Below are 19,042 nucleotides of genomic sequence, written 5' to 3'. Positions count from 1 at the left end.
TGCACCGTCCCTCGCTCCACAGCACGATTCACCACCCCCGCAGACGTGGCCGCCTACCTCGATGCCTACGGCACCGAACCCCCGGACAACATCAAACACGCATGTTGAATCTCTGCGAGCCCTAAGGCGTGCCGCCCCAGACCGACCCCATCCTCTCGCACATACGTACGAGCGATGCGGTCGCCCAAGCATGCTAGTTCAGACCCCTGGGGGATACGCGAGTTGGCGGATCGCAGTCCCACCAGGAAGGGCCGAAAGTCGCCGCCCAGGGTTCGCGTCACGCCCTGGCCGCCCCGGGGGCCCGGTCGGTCCGTGCCGACTCCGCGTCGGGCACGGTCTGGCATGAGTAGCCGAACGACGGGAGGACGCTGGAAGTCACCGCCTGCAACTGGCAGCACACCTATCCGATTTCTCCGAAGACGCCCGTCCGGCGCTCAAAGGACATCAGTTTTCGGCTATCGAATGTCCGTATCAGGAGGGTGAGCCAACAGCGTCATCTGTAGCCCAACTGCCAGGCCCTATGGGCCGATCCAGCGCGGGTAACCTCAGTCACTGGCGCGCTGAGCGACCGTCATATCACCCGCGTGGCAGATGAAAGGGAACCATGTCCCAGGATCAGGACCAGACAGTGGAGCGCACGCTTGTGCTGCTCAAGCCCGACGCGCTCGTTCGCGGCTTCGGCGGGAAGGTCATCACCCGCTTCGAGGAAGCGGCACTGAAGATCGTTGGGGTGAAGATGAAGCAGATGGACGCCGAGTTCACCCGGCGCCACTACTTCGACCTCGAAGAGCGCCTGGGCAAGGAGGTCTACGACGTCACCTCCGCGTTCATGCAGCAGGGGCCGGTCATCGCCCTGGTACTCGAAGGCTTCGACGCCATCGCCACGGTGCGCAAGCTCGTGGGCAGCACGTACCCGAACGAGGCTCCGGCCGGGACGATCCGGGGCGACTTCTCGCACTACGGCAAGGCCGCCAGTGTGGCCTCCGGCAAGGCCGTGGCGAACCTCGTGCACGCCAGCGGCAACAAGGAGGAGGCCAAGCAGGAGGTGGAGCTGTGGTTCGACAAGGACGAGCTGCACGACTACCGCACGCTCGCCGAGATCTTCGCCAGCTGAGGCTGACGACGTCACCACGGGGGCGCCGAAGCGTTGAGCACCACTGGGGTACACCGTTAACCGAAAGGGCACCATGACCAACCAGACACGCGTCGCGTCAGTCCAGGAACTGGAGTCGGTTTTCCAGCAAGAGCTGGCGACCGACCGATGGGCCGCGGCGGAGACGGCCTACGCGTTGGCCGTCCGGCACCGCGACGCCGACGACTGGGAGAAGTCCCGCGAGTGGGTGAAGCAGACCCTCCAGCTCCTTGAAGGCTTTCCCGCCGAGACCGAGGAGCAGGTCGCCACGCAGCGCACCTCCGTCGGAGGCGTTGACCTGCCGAACTACCTGCACGAAGGCGTCGTACGCAGCCGCTTCGGCGACCTCGGCTGACGCCCACGCGCCCTGATACGGCGGTGCGGATCACGTCCGCACGCTGACCGCACCGCCGCTGGCCACAGCTGCATACCGCCCACCAACCGGACCAGCCAGGCCCCCGCCTGAGCGGGTTCGGACGGACCACCCATGCCCGAAGAAGGGACCAAGCCGTTGCCCATCGAGATCGAGATGCGCGCCCGGTACGACAAAGAGACCCACGACCGGCTCACCGCCCGCCTGGAGGGCGAAGCCACTGACCTGGGCCGCGACGACAAGCACATCTACTTCTATGTTCTGCCCGACAGGCTGCTCAAGGTCACCGACAACACCACCGCCGGGACGGCCAAGATCACCCTCAAGCACAGCAAGATCGGCCAGGGCGCGGCCTTCCCGGAGACAGAGTTCCCCATCGCCCGCGAGGACGTCCCCGCGGCTGTGGCCGTCTTCAACGCCCTCGGCTTCGAGCCACACATGCACCAGGCGGACAATCAGCGGCACAACTACCGCTTCCGAGGCGTAGAGATCGCCGTGAAGTGGAGCGAGGCGTGGGGCCACCACACCGAGTTCGAAGTGCTGCTGGACGACGAGGCCAGCGACACGGCACGCGAAGAGGCCGTAGCCCGCATCACCACCGCAGCCCAGGACCTGGGCGTGACGCTGATGACCGAGCAGGAGCTGGCCGACTTCACCTCGGCGTTCGAGTCTGCCGAGCAGGCCCGCAAGGATCAACTGTCGTTTGAGGAGATCGAGCCGCAGACCTAATCGGCATCCGCCGTTCCGACCCACCGAGGGGGTAGGCCCGATGAGTACCACCCCGCCGGCCGACAGCTTGGTCGAGCTGGCTGCACGCAAGCAGCTTCCGCACCACCAGTTCACCGACCATGCCACCGTGCGATGGATCGAGGCCAACCGGCCTGACTTTCCTCACGCGGTGACTCCGGCGCTTCGGGCCACCTCCCAGCGGCTGGTCTACCGCTCGGCCATCCCCACCGCCTGGATGGCGAACTCCCAGCTTGCCGACTCGCTGCACGGCGTTCGCCACGCCATGCGCACCGCCACCCTGGCCGCGCTTCTCGCAGATGCCGACGATCTGACCGAGGACGACACGGCGACGCTCGTGATGGCCGCAGCAGTCCACGACTGCCGCCGCGTCCACGACAAGGACGACCGCGGGCATGGGGCACGCGCCGCGATCTGGCTGACGAACAACGCCGACACGGTCTGGGCGCACTTCCACATGGCGCCCACCCCGCAGCGCATCGTCTCGGTGGCGACGGCCGTCCGGCTGCACGACGTGCCCTACGACGTCTTCGCCCCGGACGACCTCACCGACTACGCCCGAGCCCGGCACATCACCGACCTGCTCAAGGCCGCCGACGCCCTGGACCGCTACCGCCTCCCGAAACTCTCCTGGTGGCCGGACCCCGCCCGCGTACGGGCCGCCGAGTTCGCTTCCTTGCGTCCCACAGCGTTCGAACTCGTGGTGGCCTCCGAAGCCGCTCACCTCGCGGGCATCGACAGCGCGGACTCCGTGCTCAAAGCTCTGGAGCAGCGGGGGTTAATCACCTGATGGACACCCGCGACGCGTATCACCTGTGGGCCGATGCCCACGCCTTCTACGACACCCCGCTGTTACCCGACACCCGCGACCAGGCGGGGCCCCTCGCCGAGCAGTCCGCCCGGTGGGAGCACCGGCTGGCGAACGAGACCCCCCACGGCGCGCTCCTGCGGACAAACGCCCTCTTCGACACTCTCAACGGGGTCGGGCCGATGCACCTGCTGCACGTCACCCACGCCCTGGAAGAGATCAGCCAGAACGGCTTCCTGTACCCGTCGGGCGGGTGCCTGGTCGGCAGCATTTACTGCGCACCGCTGACTGTGCACGGCAGCGGGTTCCGGATGCACAACCTCGCCGAGTACGTCCTGAACAAGGAAGCCCCGGCGTTCGTGGCCAAGGGCGGCGAAGGCCGCACGCCGACCCCGCTGATCTTCGAGATCACCCGGCCCCGTCGTGCGTACCGCGGCCTGGCGGGCGTGGACTACCTGCGCCTGGGCGCGATCCACCTCAGCATCTACAGCGACCTCGAATATCTACTGTCCAACGCCGAGCGGTCCGCACTGCGCGAGACGATTGTCAGCCGCATCAAGAACAGCACCGCCTTCCTCGCCCTCGCGGCAGCCATCGTCTACGAAGGCGCGGACGTCGCCGCCCCGTCCTTCCTTGAACTGCTGGACGAGACGATCCCGCGCCTGCCGATCCTCGGATACCTGTACTTCGAGGCCCTGGCCGAGTACCTGATGCTCCACTCCACCAGTGACCACACCCAGCAGCTCGCCGAGCGCGGCGAGTTCAACAACTGGCTCTACAAAGAGATGCTGTTCGCCACGTTCCCCGATATGGCCGGCAGGTTCGACCTCGCGAAGTTCCGCCCTGCCCCTGGCAAGTTCGACGTTCTCCTGGCCAGCGTTGACACCACCGTGGATCCCGTGCACGCCCGCGCCTACCTCCGCGACCGGATCAGTTACCTCGTCGCCGCGCGCCTCTTCACCCCCGGCCAGATACCGGAAGGCTGGCGCCATACCCGTTGGGAGTTCGACAGCCTCGCCACCCAGATGGGGCCGCTGCTCGGCCACCTCATCCACCGGGAGCTGCGGACCTTCGGTCGATACCCCGACTTCTATTTCTACTTCGACCAGCACAAGGCGCTCCAGGCGTGGAACTACTGGAACCACATGGACATCATCGCGCCCTTCAACGGCACGATGCCCAAGGGGGAGGTCGGCATCAACCCGGCATACCCCGACCTGGAGTACAGCATCTATCGGGCAGTCCGGGACGAGGCCGGCCGCGTGCACCCCGTCGAGAAGCTGGACCTGACCATCGCGCCCCGGCTCGTGGACATCAAGTACACGCTGATGCGCAACAACAAATGGGCAGTCCCCGAACCCTCACCGAACTGATCCGCCCCGTCAGGAGACGACATGTCCGTGCACCCCGCTGCGCCCTCGCTCGACCTCCTCCGCGAACCGATCGCTGCCCTTCTGCGGGACCCCGCGACCGGCCACGGGCTCGCCCGGACCCTGCGGGCCACAGCCAAGGAGATCGAGACCAGCCGCTACCACCAGGCCAGCAGCCGGGCCTGGCCGAACAGCCGCATCGCTACGACGCCCGAGAGGGTGCAGATCGGCGGTGGCGCCCACCGGATCGACGGCTTCTTCAACATCGACGCCGTCCCGCCCGCCGACCTCCTGTGGGACATCCGGGAAGGGATCCCCCTGCACGATGCCAGCGTGCAGCTCATGTTCTCCGAGCACTTCCTGGAGCACATCGACTATCCCCGCTCCGTCAAGCACTACGCCCGCGAAGCGCACCGTGTACTCACGGACGGCGGGCAGCTGGTCACGGGCGTTCCCGACGCCGCGTTCCTCCTGAGGCACTACCCCGCCAACCCCGAGCTGGCCGCCGAGATGGTGGAACGGTGGTACTCGAAGCGGGACTGCCTCGGCGACATCAACACCTTCCTCGATCTGATCAACTACACCTTCCGCGACCAGGACGACACCCCCAACTACACCCCCCACCTGTGGGCTTACGACGAGGAGAGACTGATACATCTCTTCACCGAGGCCGGGTTCCGGACTGTGGAACCGTGGGACTTCGACGCCACGATGGCCAATCCGAAGCGACAGTGGGGCAGCGTGTACGTGGTCGCCAAGAAATAGCCCCAGCACGAGCGCCCCCGAGGGAGCGGGTTCGGCCGGAAGCGACGTGCCCGGCCTAAGGGGAGCTACATCTGTGCGGCGTTTGCCGGGCTACCGTTCATCTCGAGCACCATGGCGACCGAGGAGACCTGTGACATGACCAAGACCGACGGCCCCCGCGTTCTCCCTGGTCCCGCCAGTGCGATCCAGCTGACCTATACCCAGCAGGAGTGCTGGTTCGAAAGCGGCGAGGACGAGCCCGTCATCTGGAACGTCTCGGCGGACCTGTTCGACCACGAGCGCGACGAAATCGTCGAGCACATCGGCGCCTTCGAGTTCTTCCGCGCCGATCCATTCGAGACCCGGGACCTCTTCGGGGTGCTCGACGGTCACGACGGGGATGTCGGCCTCATCGCCGAGACGATCCTGGACGTCAGCTCCGGGCAGTTCCACGATGACCTGGACGACTTCACCGAGCCGATCTACCCCGGCATGCTCATCCTCAACAGCGCCAAGCTCGTCAGGAAGTGGCGTGGGTTCGGGGTCGGCGCTGCCCTCGTTGGGCGGGCCATCAACAGGCTCAGCGCCGGCTGCCGTGGGGCGGCCTGCTACCCGGCCCCGCTCGACGGCCCGGACGAAGACCGGGAAACCGCAGTCGCCTCGCTGCAGAAGACCTGGCAGCAACTGGGCTTCAAGCACTACCGCGACGGCGTCTTCCTCCTCAACCTCGGCACCGTCACCCTCGGCGAAGCCCTGCCCGGCCTCATCAAGCGCGTCGACGCCCTGCCGCAGCCCGACGTGGACGACTGCCGATACGGAGCGGAGGACTGATGGCCACCATCGAACAGCGGGTGGACGCCGTTCACCTCGTGGACGTCACCTCGGACGCTCAGGCCAGGACGATCACCTGGGGCCACGTGGCGACGGTCCCGCTCGGCGGCGGCAGCTGAGGATCGCCGCTCGTTCCGCCGCGCGTGAGCGAACCTGCCTGACGGCGACGTCGCCGCGCGCCTCCCACCGCCGGACCTCATCGTGCGGGCCGCCCGAGCCTGCCCACCAGGTAACGCGAGCGGTGAGATCGCGGGCGCGGCGGTGACAAGATCCAGCACCTTGCCCGATTCGCTGCACTCATCTCGCTGGGTGCGCTCCGCGCAATCTGGATTCAACGCTCCTGTGGGCGGGCTCCGTTCAGGTCCTCCACGGCTGGCAGCCGGGCGTCCCTGGGGACGACCACGACCTCGCTGCCACTGGACAGCCGCCAGTCGAGAGGCGCCCCAGCGGCTTTCCGCGCCCGACGGTACGTGAGGGCCCAGCCCATTTCCCGCTCGGCTTTCCCGTCCGGTCCCATCCGGGTACGCCACCATAGCCAGCCGATCCAGGACTCCCGCTCCTTAAGGAGAGGCGCCGCGAAGGCATAGGCAGTGGTCGTCATCTGCGCCAACGCGCCAGCGAGTTCCTGCATGCCGCCCAGCGACACCAGGTCCTGCCTGATCGAGACCCGGGCCGCCCGTACGGCTCCGCGTAGGACGGCCGCGATGAAGATGGCGACGATTAGCCCGAGCAGGGCCCAGACCACGATCATCGTGAGGCCCTATGGTTGCGCGGCTTGCTTCGGTCGTGTCCGCCAGCGTGGTGTGGACTTGAAGTGCCGGGCGAGCGAGTGCGAGCTGCGTCACCACATTCGTGCGGCGTACGTAGCCGGGATCGGTCCCGACGACAACAGCGCCGCCCTCACCGGCCATCGCTCTCCGCCCGCGTCGGATCAGGCCAACTTGTAGCGCGCGAAGAACTCTGTCTCGGCTTCCGAGATGCGTCGCGGCGCCCCCGTCTCCAGGTTGTAGGCGGCCATCTTCGTCGTTGCCTCGGCGTATGTGTTCTCCGCGTCCCGGATGGTGTAACCCAGTTCGAGTCGCGCACCTCGGCAGGCGACGACCCAGACGTCCACGCTGACAGGCTCGTTGCGGTAGTCCAGCGGCGCCTTGTAGTCGACGACGGACTGCTGGACCACGAAGGCGTGCCGTCGGCGCTCGGCCTCGTCCGCCGGCAGCATCTCCTGGACCATCCTCGTGCGTGCCTCTTCGAGGTAGGTCAGGTATCGGGAGTTGTTGACGTGCCCGTAGCTGTCTGCATCGGCCCAGCGCAGCGGGAGCGGATAGGTGTATTTGGGCATGGGAGATCTTTCTGTGCGAAGGGCTGGGTGCGATGGCGATCGCACCTGCTGAGTGAGCGGTTCGGCTACGGCGGCGGGGTCGGTGACCTAGGGACCCGGCTGGCCTCCCGGGCATCGGGTACATCGGTATCGCTCGCCTGAATCGCGTGCAGGACCTCGCGGAGCACGCTCTGCTCGGTGTCGCGCTCGTCGAGAAGCTGGCCGATGCGGACGGTTGCCGCGGTGGTGTCGGCTGGCAGCGCGGTGCGGACAAGCTGGTGCATCTCGGCGAGGCACGTGCCCTTCAGAGCGCTCCTTGGCATGCGGGCGATCACCGTGGCGGGTGAGACGTGCGTGACGGACCAGCACCCGACCGCCTCCTCCACAGCCCACACCACGGTGCGCTTGTCGGGGGCGAGCGTCAGCTGGGCGTCTGGTCCCAGAACCTTGCTGATGGCCGGCAGCGGCATGCCGCCCTTCCCGGCATGGGCAGCCGCTTCCCCGGCGGTGGCCACGATTGCCCGGGAGGCGAGGGACGCTGCTTCGCGCCGCCAGCGGGTGGCGGCATCCTCGGCCGCACGGTTCTGTGCGTGTCGCTGCGCGGCGGCCACGTCGATATCGTCCGCATTCGCTGTGGCCCAAGCATTGCGCGGGCCCCCAAGCGCGTCGCGCTCCTCGTCTCCGTCCTGGACCCAGGTGATCACGACGAAGCGACAGTCGGGCATCGACGCGGGGAAGAGGACGTGGCTGACGACCTCAACGGTCTCCCACCCCAAGGCCGGCACGTTCATACGGAAAACGTGGCCGTCGCGCGTCTCGCCCATTTCGTGCTCGGTCTCCCAGACGCGCCGGGCGTCGGGGTCCCGCTTGACCTTGTCGATCAGCTCACGCAAGGCGGCCAGCTCGCGCGGCGAGACGTCATCCGGTTTCGTGGCCTCGGCGAACTTGAGCATCTTCACGTAGGCCGAAGCGTGCTTGTCCCAGTCCTGGTACTGGGCGCGAGCCTCCGGATCCGTCAGCGCCCACAGGATGAGGTTTGCACCCGGCTCCATGACCCAGGTCCACCATTCGGCCATCGCCGTGTTGTACGCGAGGATGTTCCAGTGCTTGTCGCACAGGTACGCGGGACTGGGCATCTGCCGGTCTAGGAGCAGGCGCAGCGCCAGCTGAAGCTCCGGCTGGCCGGTGCCGTTCGACAGGATCTGGTGCGGACCGATGTTGTGCAGGGCGAGCGCGTGACGCGCGTCGCGGTCAAGGCCGAGCAGATTCGCAAGGGCCTCGCACTGCTCCCGGCTCCATCGTGGCGGGATCGCACCCTGCTCGATGTTGCGGTACGTCCGCTCGCTCACATCCAGAACCCTGAACACGCTCTTCTGGCTCATGCGCGCGGTCTTGCGCCACCCGCGCAGCATCGCTCCGAATCCCATGAACCGGCCGGCCGCCGGCTGTCCGCCGCCGTTCTCCGAGCCGCTCTCACCCGCAGGGGTAGTGCTCTGCCCCAACGCCTGCTCGTTCGCAGCCTCGTCGCTGCCAAGACGCTTTGTGCCCACAAGAAACCTGCCTTTACATCTGTGCAGGGGAATCCCAAAATCCGGGCACGCAAAAGGGTTCGGCGCATGCACCGAACCCCCCGCACCCGACTATTCCCCGGAAGAACCCTACGCAACTTTTGCGCACCCGTAAGCACATGTGGCATGGCACACAAAGGGCACCCCTTACATGATGTTAAAAATCGAACCACCTACATCCGACATCACGTCACGTTCGTGCCCGAAGCGGACGATCACCATGATCGATAAGCGACCGGGCTGGAGAAACCGGCAAAAGGTTGCCGGTTTTCGTCACCGGGCGAGTTCTCCGGTCTAGACCACCTATCTAACGCCTTTTCAGTTCCCCTCAGGGAATGCCATTCCCCCTATTTCGTAAGCGACTTACGGGACCGTAGGTCCTTGACTGGGTACGTGTCACCTCGGCGACGTATCCATCTAAAGTGGACAAAAGATCACCGTTGACTGTCATGGTGAAGGTTGGCTTAAATCGCTCTGGCCAGGAGGTTCAACAAATCGTTGTGGCGCAAGCCGTGTGGGGGGGCACTGTGAAGCTCAGCTCCGAGACCCGGAGCGAGCAGCCTGCTGCCCCGCCCCCGTCGAGCGACTACGCCCCTGGGGCTCGTGGAGCGCCTCGGGGAAACGCGGTAGGCGCTCATTGGCGGACCAGGCCGGCACCCTCGAGGGGCTACCAAGACGCCCTACGGCCTCACTCTCTGCGACTAGTACAGAGATTAAGAACCAACTCTGGATCTTGACACGGGTCTCTGCGTATGTTCGTCGTCCCCCGGGCAACCTGCCCGGCACTGCGAATGCGAGGAGCGAGCACATACGGACCGGACCACATGGGTCCGAAAACAGCGGCGGCGCCCGAGAGCTGTGAACTCCCGGACGCCGAACACCAAACGGCATAACCGCCCCGGCAAGGGCGGCGATTGCCCACCATCACCACGCTGATCCCTTCCACGGGACGTCTCAGCGTGGCAACACTGCAAAGGGGATTCTTGCATGCCTCCTGCCCTGCGCAAAAGGCCCATCCACATGGCCTGCGCCGCACTGAGCCGTCGGCCCCGCCTCGCGAGCGGGAGTGGCCGATGAGCATCGAGACCCGCGAGTGGGTGTGGAAGTACAGCTCCAGCCGGGGCACCGCGCGACTGGTCCTGCTGTCGATCGCCGACCGGGTGCCCGACAAGCAGTGCGTCGCCTGGGCCTCGATGACGAGCCTGGTCGAGCGAACGAACGCATCGCTGACCGCCGTACGCACGGCTCTCCGGGCCCTCGCCGACGGCGACGAGCTGGAGCTGATCGACGGCTACCAGGGCCCGCTTCGCACGACGGTCTACCGTCTGCCCCGCGCCGCTGCCTACCAGGCCAAGGTCGACAAGGCCAGGGAGGAAGACCCGGACGCGGAGGTCGAGCCGTCCGACGCGGATCCGGTGCCCGAGCTGCAGCCGGAGAGGCTCCAGCGGCACGGGATCTGGCCCACGAAGGGGACTGATTCCGCACCCTCCCGACGGAATCCAACCGGTGCGAATTCCGCACCCTCGCGACGGAATCAGCACCCCCGACGGTCAGGAATCCGCACCCTCAACGGTACGGATTCCACACCCCAGAACCGTAGTGAACCGAAGGTGAACCGTAGGTACAGCAGTGGTGGCACCTCGCGCACCTCGGCAGCCGAATGGCAGGTCGACCCAGACACCCACGCCTGGACCCGCCAGCAAGGGCACCTCGACCGCCTCGGCGAGGAGGGCCTGCAGGAAGCCGACGCGAAGTGGCGCGCTCACCGCGCCGACTTCAAGCCGCGAGGTGCGGGGGCCTGGGCTGCCGACTGGCGCTCCTGGATCGCCCGAGAGCACGCTCCGGGCCGCCCGAATCTCTACGCCCTGCCCGGCAAGGGCCCGGCTGCACCGGGCGGCATGACCAGGGCACAGGCCCACACCGCAGCCCTCCTCGCCGCCCTCGACGAGCCGACCGGAACGGAGGGCTGACCATGGACCGCCGCGAAATCGCCGCCCTGCTGGCCTACATCGGCCGACTCGACCCCCGCACCATCCGCACCGACCAGGGCGAGGCCGGCGACCAGCTAGCCCAGTGGCACGAGCTGCTCGGCGACGTGCCGAAGGCCACCCCGCACGGCTGGGACGCCAGCGTCGCCGCCCGCAAGCACATCAGCCTCTCGCCGTACCCGATCCTGCCCGCGGACATCGCCCGCCCGTGGGAGAGCTACCGCCGCGACCGCCTGGGCCGGCACACCGACCCCACACCGTCCGTCGACCCGGACGACCAGGCCGCCTGGACCGCCGAGCTGGTCGGCGCCCGCCGCGCGGTAGCCACCGGCACCACCCAGCCCGCACAGGCCCGGGCGATCACCATGGGCCAGCTCGATCCGGACCTGAAAGCGCGGCTGCAAGAGATCGGGTCCTGCATACCGCCCGCAGCCCGAGCAGCGCTCGCGCCCTACCGGCCCGCCCGCGCGGCACGGGAGGCAGCCATCGCCCAGGGCCAACCCGACGCCCTCGCAGTGCGGTGCGACTGGTGCCAGGCGCAGGCCGGCGAACCGTGCCGTCGCCGAAGGATCGGCCCCGACGGCGGAGCACGCGGAACCGCCCCGCGTGCCACCCCCCACCCTGGCCGCCTCGACCTCGCCGCCGCCCGGCAGGCCCAGGAGTCCGCACCGGGCCAGCAGCCCGCGATGGCCTGACCGACCTCTCCGCCGGCGCATCCCGTCCGATGCACCGCCACAAAACACCGTCCCGTACCGGCTGCGGCACCGCCCTGTGCCGCAGCTGGCACCCGACGCCGCGTCCGTCCGCAACCGGCCCCCGACCGGCGACGCGGCAGCACATCGGAGACCACCTTGCGCCACATCACCACCCACGACGCCCCGGCCACCGGCCTGCGCGGCATCGGCGACACCAGCTGGCACACCCGCGGTACGTGCCACGGCATGGACCCCGAGGACGCCGACGCCGTGTTCTTCCCGCTGCCCCGGGACCACGAAGACATCGCCGAGGCGAAGGAGCTGTGCGGCTGGTGCCCGGTCCGCCGCGACTGCCTCAACTACGCCCTGGAGAACGTCCTCAAGGAGGGCATCTGGGGCGGGCTCACCGAAGCCGAGCGGCGCCCCTGGCACGACGGACTGCCCCAACGCCTCGACTACACCCGCGTGAGCGCGTTCTTCACCGGACGCGACGTGCACCTGACCGAGGCCGAACGCCAGATCGTCATCGACCACGCCTACGTCCGGGGCTGGCGCACCGACCGGCTCGCCGGAGCCCTGCAGATCAGCCACAAGCACGCCCGTGACCTGCTGCGGCAGGCCGCCCTCAAGGTCTTCGACAGGGACCGCACCTACGGCGTACCCAGGCCCAAAAAGAAGCGCGCGAAAGGCACCCCACCCAAGGGCACCCCCGCGCCCACCAAACCCGGTACGAGCCAGCCGGTGTCCCGTCCGGCGACCTCGATCTCGGCGCACGCCCCTCTCGGAAAGGCCGCATGACCCACCTCGCCCTGTCCCTCGGCACCGCACCGAACCTGCCTCTCCTCCTGACGGTCGGCGGGTCCATCGCCGCCCTCGCCCTGGTGCTGACCGGCTGGGTGGCCCGGCGCCGGGGCGCGCGTCCGCAGAAACGTCTTGGCAGCCCGGCAGTCAAGGTCGCCGCGCTCGCCGCACTCGGCTGCACCGCCTACAGCGCCGACACGTCGTGGCGCTTCGCCACCGACTACCTCGACATGGCCGGCACCGCAGAACGTGCAGGCATGTTCGCCGCGGCCGAGCTCGCACTCTTCGCGACCGCCCTGATGGCCCGGCAGAACCTGGCCACTCAGGGAGCACCCGGCCTGCCGGGCACCCTGGTCTGGGTCATCACCGGCGTACAAGTGATCCCCGCCTTCGCCGAGAGCGGCCCTGTCGGCGGCACAGTCCGCGCCTTCGTCGGCCCGATCATGGCGGCGATGCTGTGGCACCTCGCCATGGGCATCGAGCTGCGCCTCCACACCCCGGGTGCCGCGTCCCACGGACTGATCGCCACCCTGGGGCGGGAGGCACGAGAGCGGCTGCTGTCCCGCCTCGGCATCGCCGCCCGAGACCGCGACGCCGCGCAGATCACCCGTGACCGAGCAACCGCCCGCGCGGTCACCCTGGCCGCCCGACTCGCAGAGCGCACGCCTGAGCAACGACAGAGCTGGCGCGGCCGACGGCTCACCCGGCGGCTGTCGAAGGCAGTCGGCCGGGCCTCGGTCGGCACCGACCCGCTCCAGCGCGTGCAGCTGCTCGACCAGCTCGCCGCCCGCCGGCACGCACTCGCGCTCGCCACGGTCTCGCTGCCCTCTCCCTGGTCCCCGCACGACGGCAGCATGACGACCTTCTCGATCCCCTCGCAGAAGGCCCAGAGCGAGCCGGTCCCCAAGGACGGTCCCCACCGTGCCGTCGACATGACCGGGGACCGGGGACCGGGCAAGGAGAAGGGACCGGTCCCCGGAATCGGGGACAACGACGCGGGGACCGAGGACCGTGTCCCGGGGACCGAGCCCGTCAATCCGGAGCCCAACCAGGGTCCCAGCGGTAGCGCGGGGACCGGCCGCCGTGTGGTCGAAGTGCCTGCTCAGGCCCAGGGTCCGCGCCGGGGACCGACCGACTCCGAAACGGGGACCGAGCCCACCGGGGACCGGGGACCGACCGCCTCCGAAACGGGGACCGAGCCCACCGGGGACCGGGGACACAAGGTCCCCCTCCGGCGGAAGCCGACCACAACGAAGGGCAAGGGCAAGCGCAACGGCCGGTCCCGCAGCCCGCAGCCACAACGCCCGCCGCGCGAGTCGGAGCAGTCCGTGGACCAGCTCACCCAGCAGGTCCGCCCGCACGTCCCGGCTCTGCTCGCACGTGACGGCAACGAAGCAATCACCCGGGTCCAGCTGCGGGAGATCCTCCGGCGCGAGGGCCTCAAGGGCGGCCGGAACGAACGGCTGAGTCTCGTCCTCCAGCAGCTGCGAGAGGGCAGCGACACAACGACAAGGAGCACCACCCGATGAAGACCTGCCACCAGTTCAAGACCGTCCGTGCCGAGTACGAGCGGGAGATCGGCTTCATGACCGCCCACTCCGAACGGCACGCGGGCAGGCCGGCGGCGAAGTCCAGCGCGAAGCAGGCCGCCTCGACGAAGGCACGGATGGCCCGGGCACTCAGCAGCCACGTCGGGCGCTGCCCCGAGTGCGGCTGAACCGGCAAAGCAGCAGCTCAATGCCCCTATCCGCAACAGGTAGTTCGGCTCCGTGCCGGGCCACCGCCCGATTCCAGGAGGCCGCCGTGTTCCCGCGCCCCATTCGCTCGTCCGATCCCACGGCCGCCGAGGCGGGCGCTTGGGCGGACGTCCTGGTCCGCCGCGGGCTCCTGCACGCCGCCATCCTCACCCCGACCGGCCAATGGCTCGTCCAGCACCAGCCCGACGGCCCCGTCCGCGTTCTCTCGGGGCCGGCAGACGTCGTCGAACTGGCCGCCACCATCCAGCACCGCATCCGCTCAACGAGGACCGACTCCCGATGACGAACCCGCCCCAGAACGGCACCACCCCCGAGCCTGATCGCGACATCAACTCGGTGTCAGGGGGGTCGGGTAGCCGGAGCGCATCACTGCGCCCCGGCCCCCTCAGAACCGGACGTGCGACTTTCACCGCATCCGGCTCAAGCAAGCCGCTTGGGCTTCGTGGGACGTGAACTTACGGTCCGATTTCCGTCGTTTGCATGATGCTGACGATGGCAATCGGCATGCACAAGGCGGAGGTTGGCTCGTACGTCTGTACCGCCGTCTCTCCGGTAAACGAGGTGGTGCTTGTTGAGCAGCTTCCTCGACGCCGAGAACCAGGCAATCCACTCACGCATATTGTCCGGTTCGTATTCGGCTCCTTCGATCAACGCCTCACGACAGAGCGGACACACGCCCTTCTGCCGCGCCGCCAGGAGAAGACTCGTTTTCCCCATCGGCGGCGGCGCTTTGATGCGGCGACGCGCCCGCCAATAGCCCTTCAGGGCCGGGTCGTCCGGAGACGCCGCCCCCTTCACTGGGACATGGCGGGCATAAGCAGTCCATGCGAACTTCTGGAGATAGGCGCCACTGGATTTGTCGCCGAACACCCAGTTGTCCCGCCTGGACTTGTTGAACCGGCCGAAATAGTGGCGCTTAATCCACAGCCCCGAACGATTCGAGTGACTATGTTTCGCCCACTTATAGAGCAACGTGAACATGTAGTAGTCCATCGAGCAGAAGGCCCGATAGGACGCCACACTCCGGTAGTACGCACTCCACCCCTTCGCTACCGGGTTGAACGTGCGAATAACGGCCTTGGCCGGACCGCCACGCAGAGCGCGAGCGTCCGTTCTCAGCCGTTTCCGGAGTTTATTACACGCTGCCATGCTCGGCCTGATGACCAGCTTGTCCCCGTGTCGCTTCACGGTGAACCCCAGGAAGTCGAACCCCTCATCGAGGTGGACCACATGCGTCTTGGCCTCGTTGAAGCGCAGACCCCTGGGCGCAAGCCAGGCCGTCAAATCCTCCTTGACCCGATATGCCTCCTGCTTGCTGTGGCACAACACCACGAAGTCATCGGCATACCTCACCAACACGGGTACTCCCGGCGCGGTGTTGGTCTCCCGCCCCTTGCGGTTCTCATAGCGGAATCCCGCGGCCTCTTCCATCCCATGCAGGGCGATGTTCAGCAGCAAAGGGCTCACGACTCCTCCCACACAGGAGATAACCCGACGTCGGATCGGATCTGGGGACGGGAACTGAGTGCCGAATGGTGATGGTGTCTCGGCCGATACGGATTTCGCGGACCAGGAGGCGTAGTACCCGCTGTCGCTCGGTGACCTCCGCGGTGGTGGTCTTGTCGCGCAGGCGGGTGAGGAAGCTGTCGAGGTTCTCGGCGAGCTGGAGGTAGGTCTCTCGGTCAGCCTGCTGAGCTGCGAGGGCTTCGAGTTGGGTACGTTGGACGGCCTCCCGGGCGCGCAGGGCGGGGACGCGGGAGCGGAGCTCGCCGAGGGTGATCAGGTGTTCCTGGTATGCCTCGATGAGCCGGGTGATCGAGGCGCTGGTCCTGGCCGCGGCGCGTTCCAGGCGAGCGCGTTGAGCGGTGGCGGGGTCGGTCGCCTGCAGTTGGGCCAGGCGCCGGTCGAGTTCGTCGCGGACCAGGTCCGGTTTGGTGATCAGGCGTGTGACCTGGCACCAGACGAGCTTGTCGAGGTAGTCCGCGCGAATCGGGGTGTTGGAGCACACCTTGCCGTGCTCGTAACGCCAGCCGTCGGAGCCCAGGCACCGGTAGTAGTAGAGCTTCTTGGCGCTGGTGCGAGTCGAGGTGCGGTAGTACGCGTAGCCGCAGGACGCGCAGACCAGCAGGCTCTGCAGCAGGGAGGGGACCTTGGTGTTGCGGGAGGAGAAGCGTTTGTTGTCCGCCAGGCGGCGCTGGGCCAAGGCGAAGGTCTCCTCGCTGACCAGGGGCGGGACGGGGATCTCGATCCACTGCTCGCGGGGCCGGTCGCGGTCGACGGTGGGCCGCTTGGGCGAGGTGCGACCGGCCAGACGGGCCCGGCGGTTCAGCGCGGTCGGGGCCTCGATGCGCATGGTCTTGGCGAACGCGGCGCGGCCGGCGTAGGCGGGGTTGCGGAGCATGCCCCAGATCACCGAGCGGTCCCAGCGTTGCTTTCCGGTGCGGGTGAGGGTGTCGGAGTCGGTGAGCCACCGGGTCAGATCGCCGATCGAATCGTCGTCTTCGACGTAGCGGCGGAACAGTTCGGCCACCACGACGGCCTCGTGCTCGACGATCTTGTAGCAGGCGTCGGCGTGCTCGGTGCGACGCCGGTAGCGGTAGCCGTAGGGGGCGCCGGAGAGCACGTTGACCGTGCCCGAGCGGGCACGGTGAGCCTTGCCCCGGCGGGTGCGTTCGGCGATCTGGGCCCGCTCGTACTCGGCGATCATGCCTTGGAACTGGACCAGCAGCACATCCTCCGGGCTGTCCGTGCGCGGGGTCTTGACGAAGACCACCTCGGTGCCGCAGCGGGTCAACTCCTCGACCAGCAGGGCCTGGTGGGCGTACTTGCGGGCCAGCCGGTCCGGCGCGTGACACACCACCATGTCAACCGGCACCCGCGCGACCAGATCCCTCAGCCGTTCCAGACCCGGCCGTACCAAGGTCGCCCCCGAGACGCCGTCGTCGGTGAAGATCCATTCGTCGGGAACGTCGAGCCCGAGCTGTTCCGCGTGGGCGCGGACCGACGCGAGCTGGGAGGCAATCGTCTCCTGTTCCTTCTGCTTCGCCGAGGAGACCCGGGCATACAGGGCTGCAGTGGTCATGGCCGTCCCCTTCCAGGACGTTGCGAAGCGTGGTGCGACCCCGCCGCTCGGGCACCAAGAGGCGGTAGACGGCAGCCAGTTCGGCCGCACCGAAACGGTCGAAGACGTACTCGAACTCGACACTGCGACCAGTCATCGCCGTACCCGCCCAGCAACCACGCGGCCCCGCTCGGCGACCCGGGCCTCACCCAGGTGAACAGCCGTACTTCGAACGTAGCGCGGGACATCTCAGCCGTCCCCCGCCCCATGAGGCTTCTCCACCCGCCGACGCAACCTCAAGACAACCTCGAACTCAAAGTTGCCCATTGCGTAGGAGGAGTCACGACGCCGCCCTGAGGAGTGCCCTCCTCGGTCGGCGCCCAACGGCCGTTCTCCATCACGCCGGCCCGCAGCCAGCTCCGGAGCAGATTCCTGGCGGGAAACTGCCCGATCATGGCCATCAGGTGATCGTGACTGATGCGGTCGAAGGCCCCTTCCAGATCCGCGTCCAGCGCCCAACGGCGCTTCGCCTTGGGGCCCCGCGTGGAGGCCCGGATGGCACAGATCGCGTCCTGGCAGCCGCGTCCGGGGCGGAATCCATAGGATCTCGCCTCGAACCTGGCCTCCCACTCGGGCTCCAGCGCGTTCTTCACGCGAGCCTGGAGCACCCGGTCACGGATGACCGGGACGGAGGCGGCATACAGCCACTTCTCCCAGTCAGCACTCGGGATTGTTGAAGGTGACGCACCCCTTCCACCCTCTCGGCGGCCGCAGTGTCGAGGTTCTGTATTCGATGAAGCGGGGCGGCAAGCGGATGTTCGTGGTCGACACCGGGACCGGGGCGAGTATGACGTTGCCGGTCGAGTGGACCGACCGCGGACCGGCGGCCCAGGATGCGCGGGTCTCGCAAGAGGGGCTCGTTGAACTGCGCGCACTCCTGGATGCGTTGGCCATACGTTGCGCTGACCAGGCGGAAGGCGGAGAGTCCTGATGGGATGCCAACGCGAGGTGGGCGACCGTCAGCAGCCGGGAGCGAGGCCCGATGAGTATCGAGGGCTGGCACCGTGCGGATGCCGTGATGACGGTCGCGAACATGATCGAGGCGTCACTGCGGGCGGGAGGTGGCCGGCGTGAACGGCGAGGGGAAGGTAACCGCCTCGCACCGCTCCCGGCTGGCCATCATCTACCTGCGACAGTCGACGATGCTGCAGGTCCGCGATCACACGGAGTCGACCACGCGCCAGTACGCGCTGGTGGACCTGGCGGCTGAGCTGGGCTGGACACCGGAGAACATCCTGGTCATCGACAAGGACCTGGGCATCTCGGGCCGGTTCGGCACCGAACGCGGGGGCTTCCACGACGTTGTCGCGAAGGTGTGCCTAGCCGAGGCCGGGGCCGTGTTCGGCCTGGAGGTCTCGCGCCTGGCCCGATCGTCGGCGGACATCGCCCGGCTGCTGGAACTCGCGCGCCTGACCGACACCCTCGTCGTCGACAGCGACGCCGTCTACGACCTGGCGGACTTCAACGACCGGTTGCTGCTCGGTCTCAAGGGCAGCATGTCGGAGGCCGAGACCCACCTGCTCAACGGCCGCCTCCAGGGCGCCAAACTGACCGCCGCGGCCCGTGGTGACCTGCGGGTTCCGCTGCCCGTCGGGCTGGAGTACGACGAGGACGGGCTTGTTGTACTCGACGCGGACGAGGAGGTCCGGGCTGCGGTCGGCGACGTGTTTGCCGAGTTCGCCCGCACCGGTTCCGCCTACGGCACGGTCGCCGCGTTCGTCGGCCGCACCTTCCCGCTGCGCGCGTACGGGGGCGTCTGGGACGGGCAGTTGCGGTGGGGAAAGCTTAC

The 19,042-nt window shown here is 68.0% G+C and carries 20 protein-coding genes and 1 pseudogene; 15 read left to right on the top strand and 6 right to left on the bottom strand.

Features of this window, described 5'->3' with window-relative positions:
- The first annotated feature begins 604 nt into the window (after window positions 1-604).
- The 7 genes from QMK30_RS36640 to QMK30_RS36610 all read left to right on the top strand — a co-directional run bounded on the left by QMK30_RS36640 (window position 605) and on the right by QMK30_RS36610 (window position 6,005).
- A complete protein-coding gene (locus QMK30_RS36640) occupies window positions 605-1,114 on the top strand; it encodes a nucleoside-diphosphate kinase (protein WP_283522678.1) in 510 nt (169 codons plus the stop codon).
- Window positions 1,115-1,187: 73 nt separating this feature from the next.
- Entirely contained in the window at window positions 1,188-1,487 is a 300-nt protein-coding gene (locus QMK30_RS36635) for a hypothetical protein (protein WP_185298031.1), read from the top strand.
- Window positions 1,488-1,643: 156 nt separating this feature from the next.
- A complete protein-coding gene (locus QMK30_RS36630; RefSeq protein WP_283522679.1) occupies window positions 1,644-2,234 on the top strand; it encodes a CYTH domain-containing protein in 591 nt (196 codons plus the stop codon).
- A gap of 40 nt (window positions 2,235-2,274) precedes the next feature.
- Complete coding sequence (locus QMK30_RS36625; RefSeq protein WP_283522677.1) at window positions 2,275-3,042, top strand: hypothetical protein; 768 nt, start codon at window positions 2,275-2,277, stop codon at window positions 3,040-3,042.
- Window positions 3,042-4,433: a hypothetical protein gene (locus QMK30_RS36620; protein ID WP_283522676.1), complete on the top strand. Its 1,392-nt coding sequence runs from the start codon at window positions 3,042-3,044 to the stop codon at window positions 4,431-4,433. The genes QMK30_RS36625 and QMK30_RS36620 overlap by 1 nt, the downstream gene beginning before the upstream one ends.
- Window positions 4,434-4,454: 21 nt before the next feature.
- On the top strand, window positions 4,455-5,195 hold the full coding sequence (locus QMK30_RS36615; RefSeq protein WP_283522675.1) for a class I SAM-dependent methyltransferase: 741 nt from the start codon (window positions 4,455-4,457) through the stop codon (window positions 5,193-5,195).
- Window positions 5,196-5,330: 135 nt separating this feature from the next.
- Window positions 5,331-6,005: a hypothetical protein gene (locus tag QMK30_RS36610; RefSeq protein WP_283522674.1), complete on the top strand. Its 675-nt coding sequence runs from the start codon at window positions 5,331-5,333 to the stop codon at window positions 6,003-6,005.
- A gap of 331 nt (window positions 6,006-6,336) precedes the next feature.
- On the opposite strand, the gene QMK30_RS36605 is transcribed toward QMK30_RS36610, so the two are convergent.
- The 3 genes from QMK30_RS36605 to QMK30_RS36595 all read right to left on the bottom strand — a co-directional run bounded on the left by QMK30_RS36605 (window position 6,337) and on the right by QMK30_RS36595 (window position 8,945).
- Complete coding sequence (locus QMK30_RS36605; RefSeq protein WP_283522673.1) at window positions 6,337-6,756, bottom strand: hypothetical protein; 420 nt, start codon at window positions 6,754-6,756, stop codon at window positions 6,337-6,339.
- A 180-nt stretch (window positions 6,757-6,936) separates the two neighbouring features.
- Window positions 6,937-7,344 (bottom strand): acyl-CoA thioesterase, encoded by a 408-nt coding sequence (locus QMK30_RS36600; protein WP_349362159.1) that lies wholly within the window; start codon window positions 7,342-7,344, stop codon window positions 6,937-6,939.
- A 65-nt stretch (window positions 7,345-7,409) separates the two neighbouring features.
- Complete coding sequence (locus tag QMK30_RS36595) at window positions 7,410-8,945, bottom strand: helix-turn-helix transcriptional regulator (protein WP_283522671.1); 1,536 nt, start codon at window positions 8,943-8,945, stop codon at window positions 7,410-7,412.
- Between the two features lie 1,019 nt (window positions 8,946-9,964).
- Here QMK30_RS36595 and QMK30_RS36590 point away from each other — a divergent pair.
- From QMK30_RS36590 to QMK30_RS36565, 6 genes are all read left to right on the top strand, one after another.
- On the top strand, window positions 9,965-10,861 hold the full coding sequence (locus QMK30_RS36590) for a helix-turn-helix domain-containing protein (protein ID WP_283522670.1): 897 nt from the start codon (window positions 9,965-9,967) through the stop codon (window positions 10,859-10,861).
- 2 nt (window positions 10,862-10,863) lie between these two features.
- Window positions 10,864-11,574, top strand: a complete 711-nt coding sequence (locus QMK30_RS36585) for a zinc finger domain-containing protein (RefSeq protein WP_283522669.1) — start codon at window positions 10,864-10,866, stop codon at window positions 11,572-11,574.
- A gap of 156 nt (window positions 11,575-11,730) precedes the next feature.
- Window positions 11,731-12,372, top strand: coding sequence for a WhiB family transcriptional regulator (locus QMK30_RS36580; protein ID WP_283522668.1), 642 nt, complete (start codon window positions 11,731-11,733; stop codon window positions 12,370-12,372).
- The gene (locus tag QMK30_RS36575) at window positions 12,369-13,904 is read left to right on the top strand and encodes a hypothetical protein (RefSeq protein WP_283522667.1); all 1,536 of its coding nucleotides are present in this window, start codon (window positions 12,369-12,371) and stop codon (window positions 13,902-13,904) included. The genes QMK30_RS36580 and QMK30_RS36575 overlap by 4 nt, the downstream gene beginning before the upstream one ends.
- On the top strand, window positions 13,901-14,092 hold the full coding sequence (locus QMK30_RS36570; protein WP_185298056.1) for a hypothetical protein: 192 nt from the start codon (window positions 13,901-13,903) through the stop codon (window positions 14,090-14,092). The genes QMK30_RS36575 and QMK30_RS36570 overlap by 4 nt, the downstream gene beginning before the upstream one ends.
- Window positions 14,093-14,178: 86 nt before the next feature.
- Window positions 14,179-14,415 carry a hypothetical protein gene (locus QMK30_RS36565; RefSeq protein WP_283522666.1) on the top strand — a complete coding sequence of 79 codons (237 nt, stop codon included), beginning with the start codon at window positions 14,179-14,181 and terminating at the stop codon, window positions 14,413-14,415.
- Between the two features lie 137 nt (window positions 14,416-14,552).
- On the opposite strand, the gene QMK30_RS36560 is transcribed toward QMK30_RS36565, so the two are convergent.
- From QMK30_RS36560 to QMK30_RS36550, 3 genes and pseudogenes are all read right to left on the bottom strand, one after another.
- Complete coding sequence (locus QMK30_RS36560) at window positions 14,553-15,590, bottom strand: group II intron maturase-specific domain-containing protein (RefSeq protein ID WP_283522665.1); 1,038 nt, start codon at window positions 15,588-15,590, stop codon at window positions 14,553-14,555.
- Window positions 15,535-17,214 carry a recombinase family protein gene (locus QMK30_RS36555; RefSeq protein ID WP_283522664.1) on the bottom strand — a complete coding sequence of 560 codons (1,680 nt, stop codon included), beginning with the start codon at window positions 17,212-17,214 and terminating at the stop codon, window positions 15,535-15,537. The genes QMK30_RS36560 and QMK30_RS36555 overlap by 56 nt, the downstream gene beginning before the upstream one ends.
- Window positions 17,215-17,528: 314 nt before the next feature.
- Window positions 17,529-17,882, bottom strand: a pseudogene (locus QMK30_RS36550) (reverse transcriptase domain-containing protein); the annotation flags it as partial.
- Window positions 17,883-17,932: 50 nt separating this feature from the next.
- Here QMK30_RS36550 and QMK30_RS39010 point away from each other — a divergent pair.
- Together QMK30_RS39010 and QMK30_RS36545 are read left to right on the top strand one after the other, a co-directional pair.
- The gene (locus QMK30_RS39010) at window positions 17,933-18,184 is read left to right on the top strand and encodes a DUF5372 family protein (protein WP_502963298.1); all 252 of its coding nucleotides are present in this window, start codon (window positions 17,933-17,935) and stop codon (window positions 18,182-18,184) included.
- A gap of 139 nt (window positions 18,185-18,323) precedes the next feature.
- The coding region (locus QMK30_RS36545) for a recombinase family protein (RefSeq protein ID WP_283522663.1) at window positions 18,324-19,042 on the top strand (719 nt) is incomplete at its 3' end.

The sequence above is a fragment of the Streptomyces sp. H27-C3 genome, from assembly GCF_030063415.1.
GTDB lineage: Bacteria > Actinomycetota > Actinomycetes > Streptomycetales > Streptomycetaceae > Streptomyces.
This window is presented reverse-complemented; position numbering and strand designations above follow the sequence as displayed.

Excerpts from the sequence above, each read along its gene's own strand:
- QMK30_RS36635 (WP_185298031.1), top strand. The coding sequence starts at position 1,188 with ATGACCAACCAGACACGCGTCGCGTCAGTCCAGGAACTGGAGTCGGTT.
- QMK30_RS36600 (WP_349362159.1), bottom strand. The coding sequence starts at position 7,344 with ATGCCCAAATACACCTATCCGCTCCCGCTGCGCTGGGCCGATGCAGAC.
- QMK30_RS36625 (WP_283522677.1), top strand. The coding sequence starts at position 2,275 with ATGAGTACCACCCCGCCGGCCGACAGCTTGGTCGAGCTGGCTGCACGC.
- QMK30_RS36615 (WP_283522675.1), top strand. The coding sequence starts at position 4,455 with ATGTCCGTGCACCCCGCTGCGCCCTCGCTCGACCTCCTCCGCGAACCG.
- QMK30_RS36590 (WP_283522670.1), top strand. The coding sequence starts at position 9,965 with ATGAGCATCGAGACCCGCGAGTGGGTGTGGAAGTACAGCTCCAGCCGG.
- QMK30_RS36570 (WP_185298056.1), top strand. The coding sequence starts at position 13,901 with ATGAAGACCTGCCACCAGTTCAAGACCGTCCGTGCCGAGTACGAGCGG.
- QMK30_RS36575 (WP_283522667.1), top strand. The coding sequence starts at position 12,369 with ATGACCCACCTCGCCCTGTCCCTCGGCACCGCACCGAACCTGCCTCTC.
- QMK30_RS36585 (WP_283522669.1), top strand. The coding sequence starts at position 10,864 with ATGGACCGCCGCGAAATCGCCGCCCTGCTGGCCTACATCGGCCGACTC.
- QMK30_RS36640 (WP_283522678.1), top strand. The coding sequence starts at position 605 with ATGTCCCAGGATCAGGACCAGACAGTGGAGCGCACGCTTGTGCTGCTC.
- QMK30_RS36555 (WP_283522664.1), bottom strand. The coding sequence starts at position 17,214 with ATGACCACTGCAGCCCTGTATGCCCGGGTCTCCTCGGCGAAGCAGAAG.
- QMK30_RS36605 (WP_283522673.1), bottom strand. The coding sequence starts at position 6,756 with ATGATCGTGGTCTGGGCCCTGCTCGGGCTAATCGTCGCCATCTTCATC.
- QMK30_RS36610 (WP_283522674.1), top strand. The coding sequence starts at position 5,331 with ATGACCAAGACCGACGGCCCCCGCGTTCTCCCTGGTCCCGCCAGTGCG.
- QMK30_RS36620 (WP_283522676.1), top strand. The coding sequence starts at position 3,042 with ATGGACACCCGCGACGCGTATCACCTGTGGGCCGATGCCCACGCCTTC.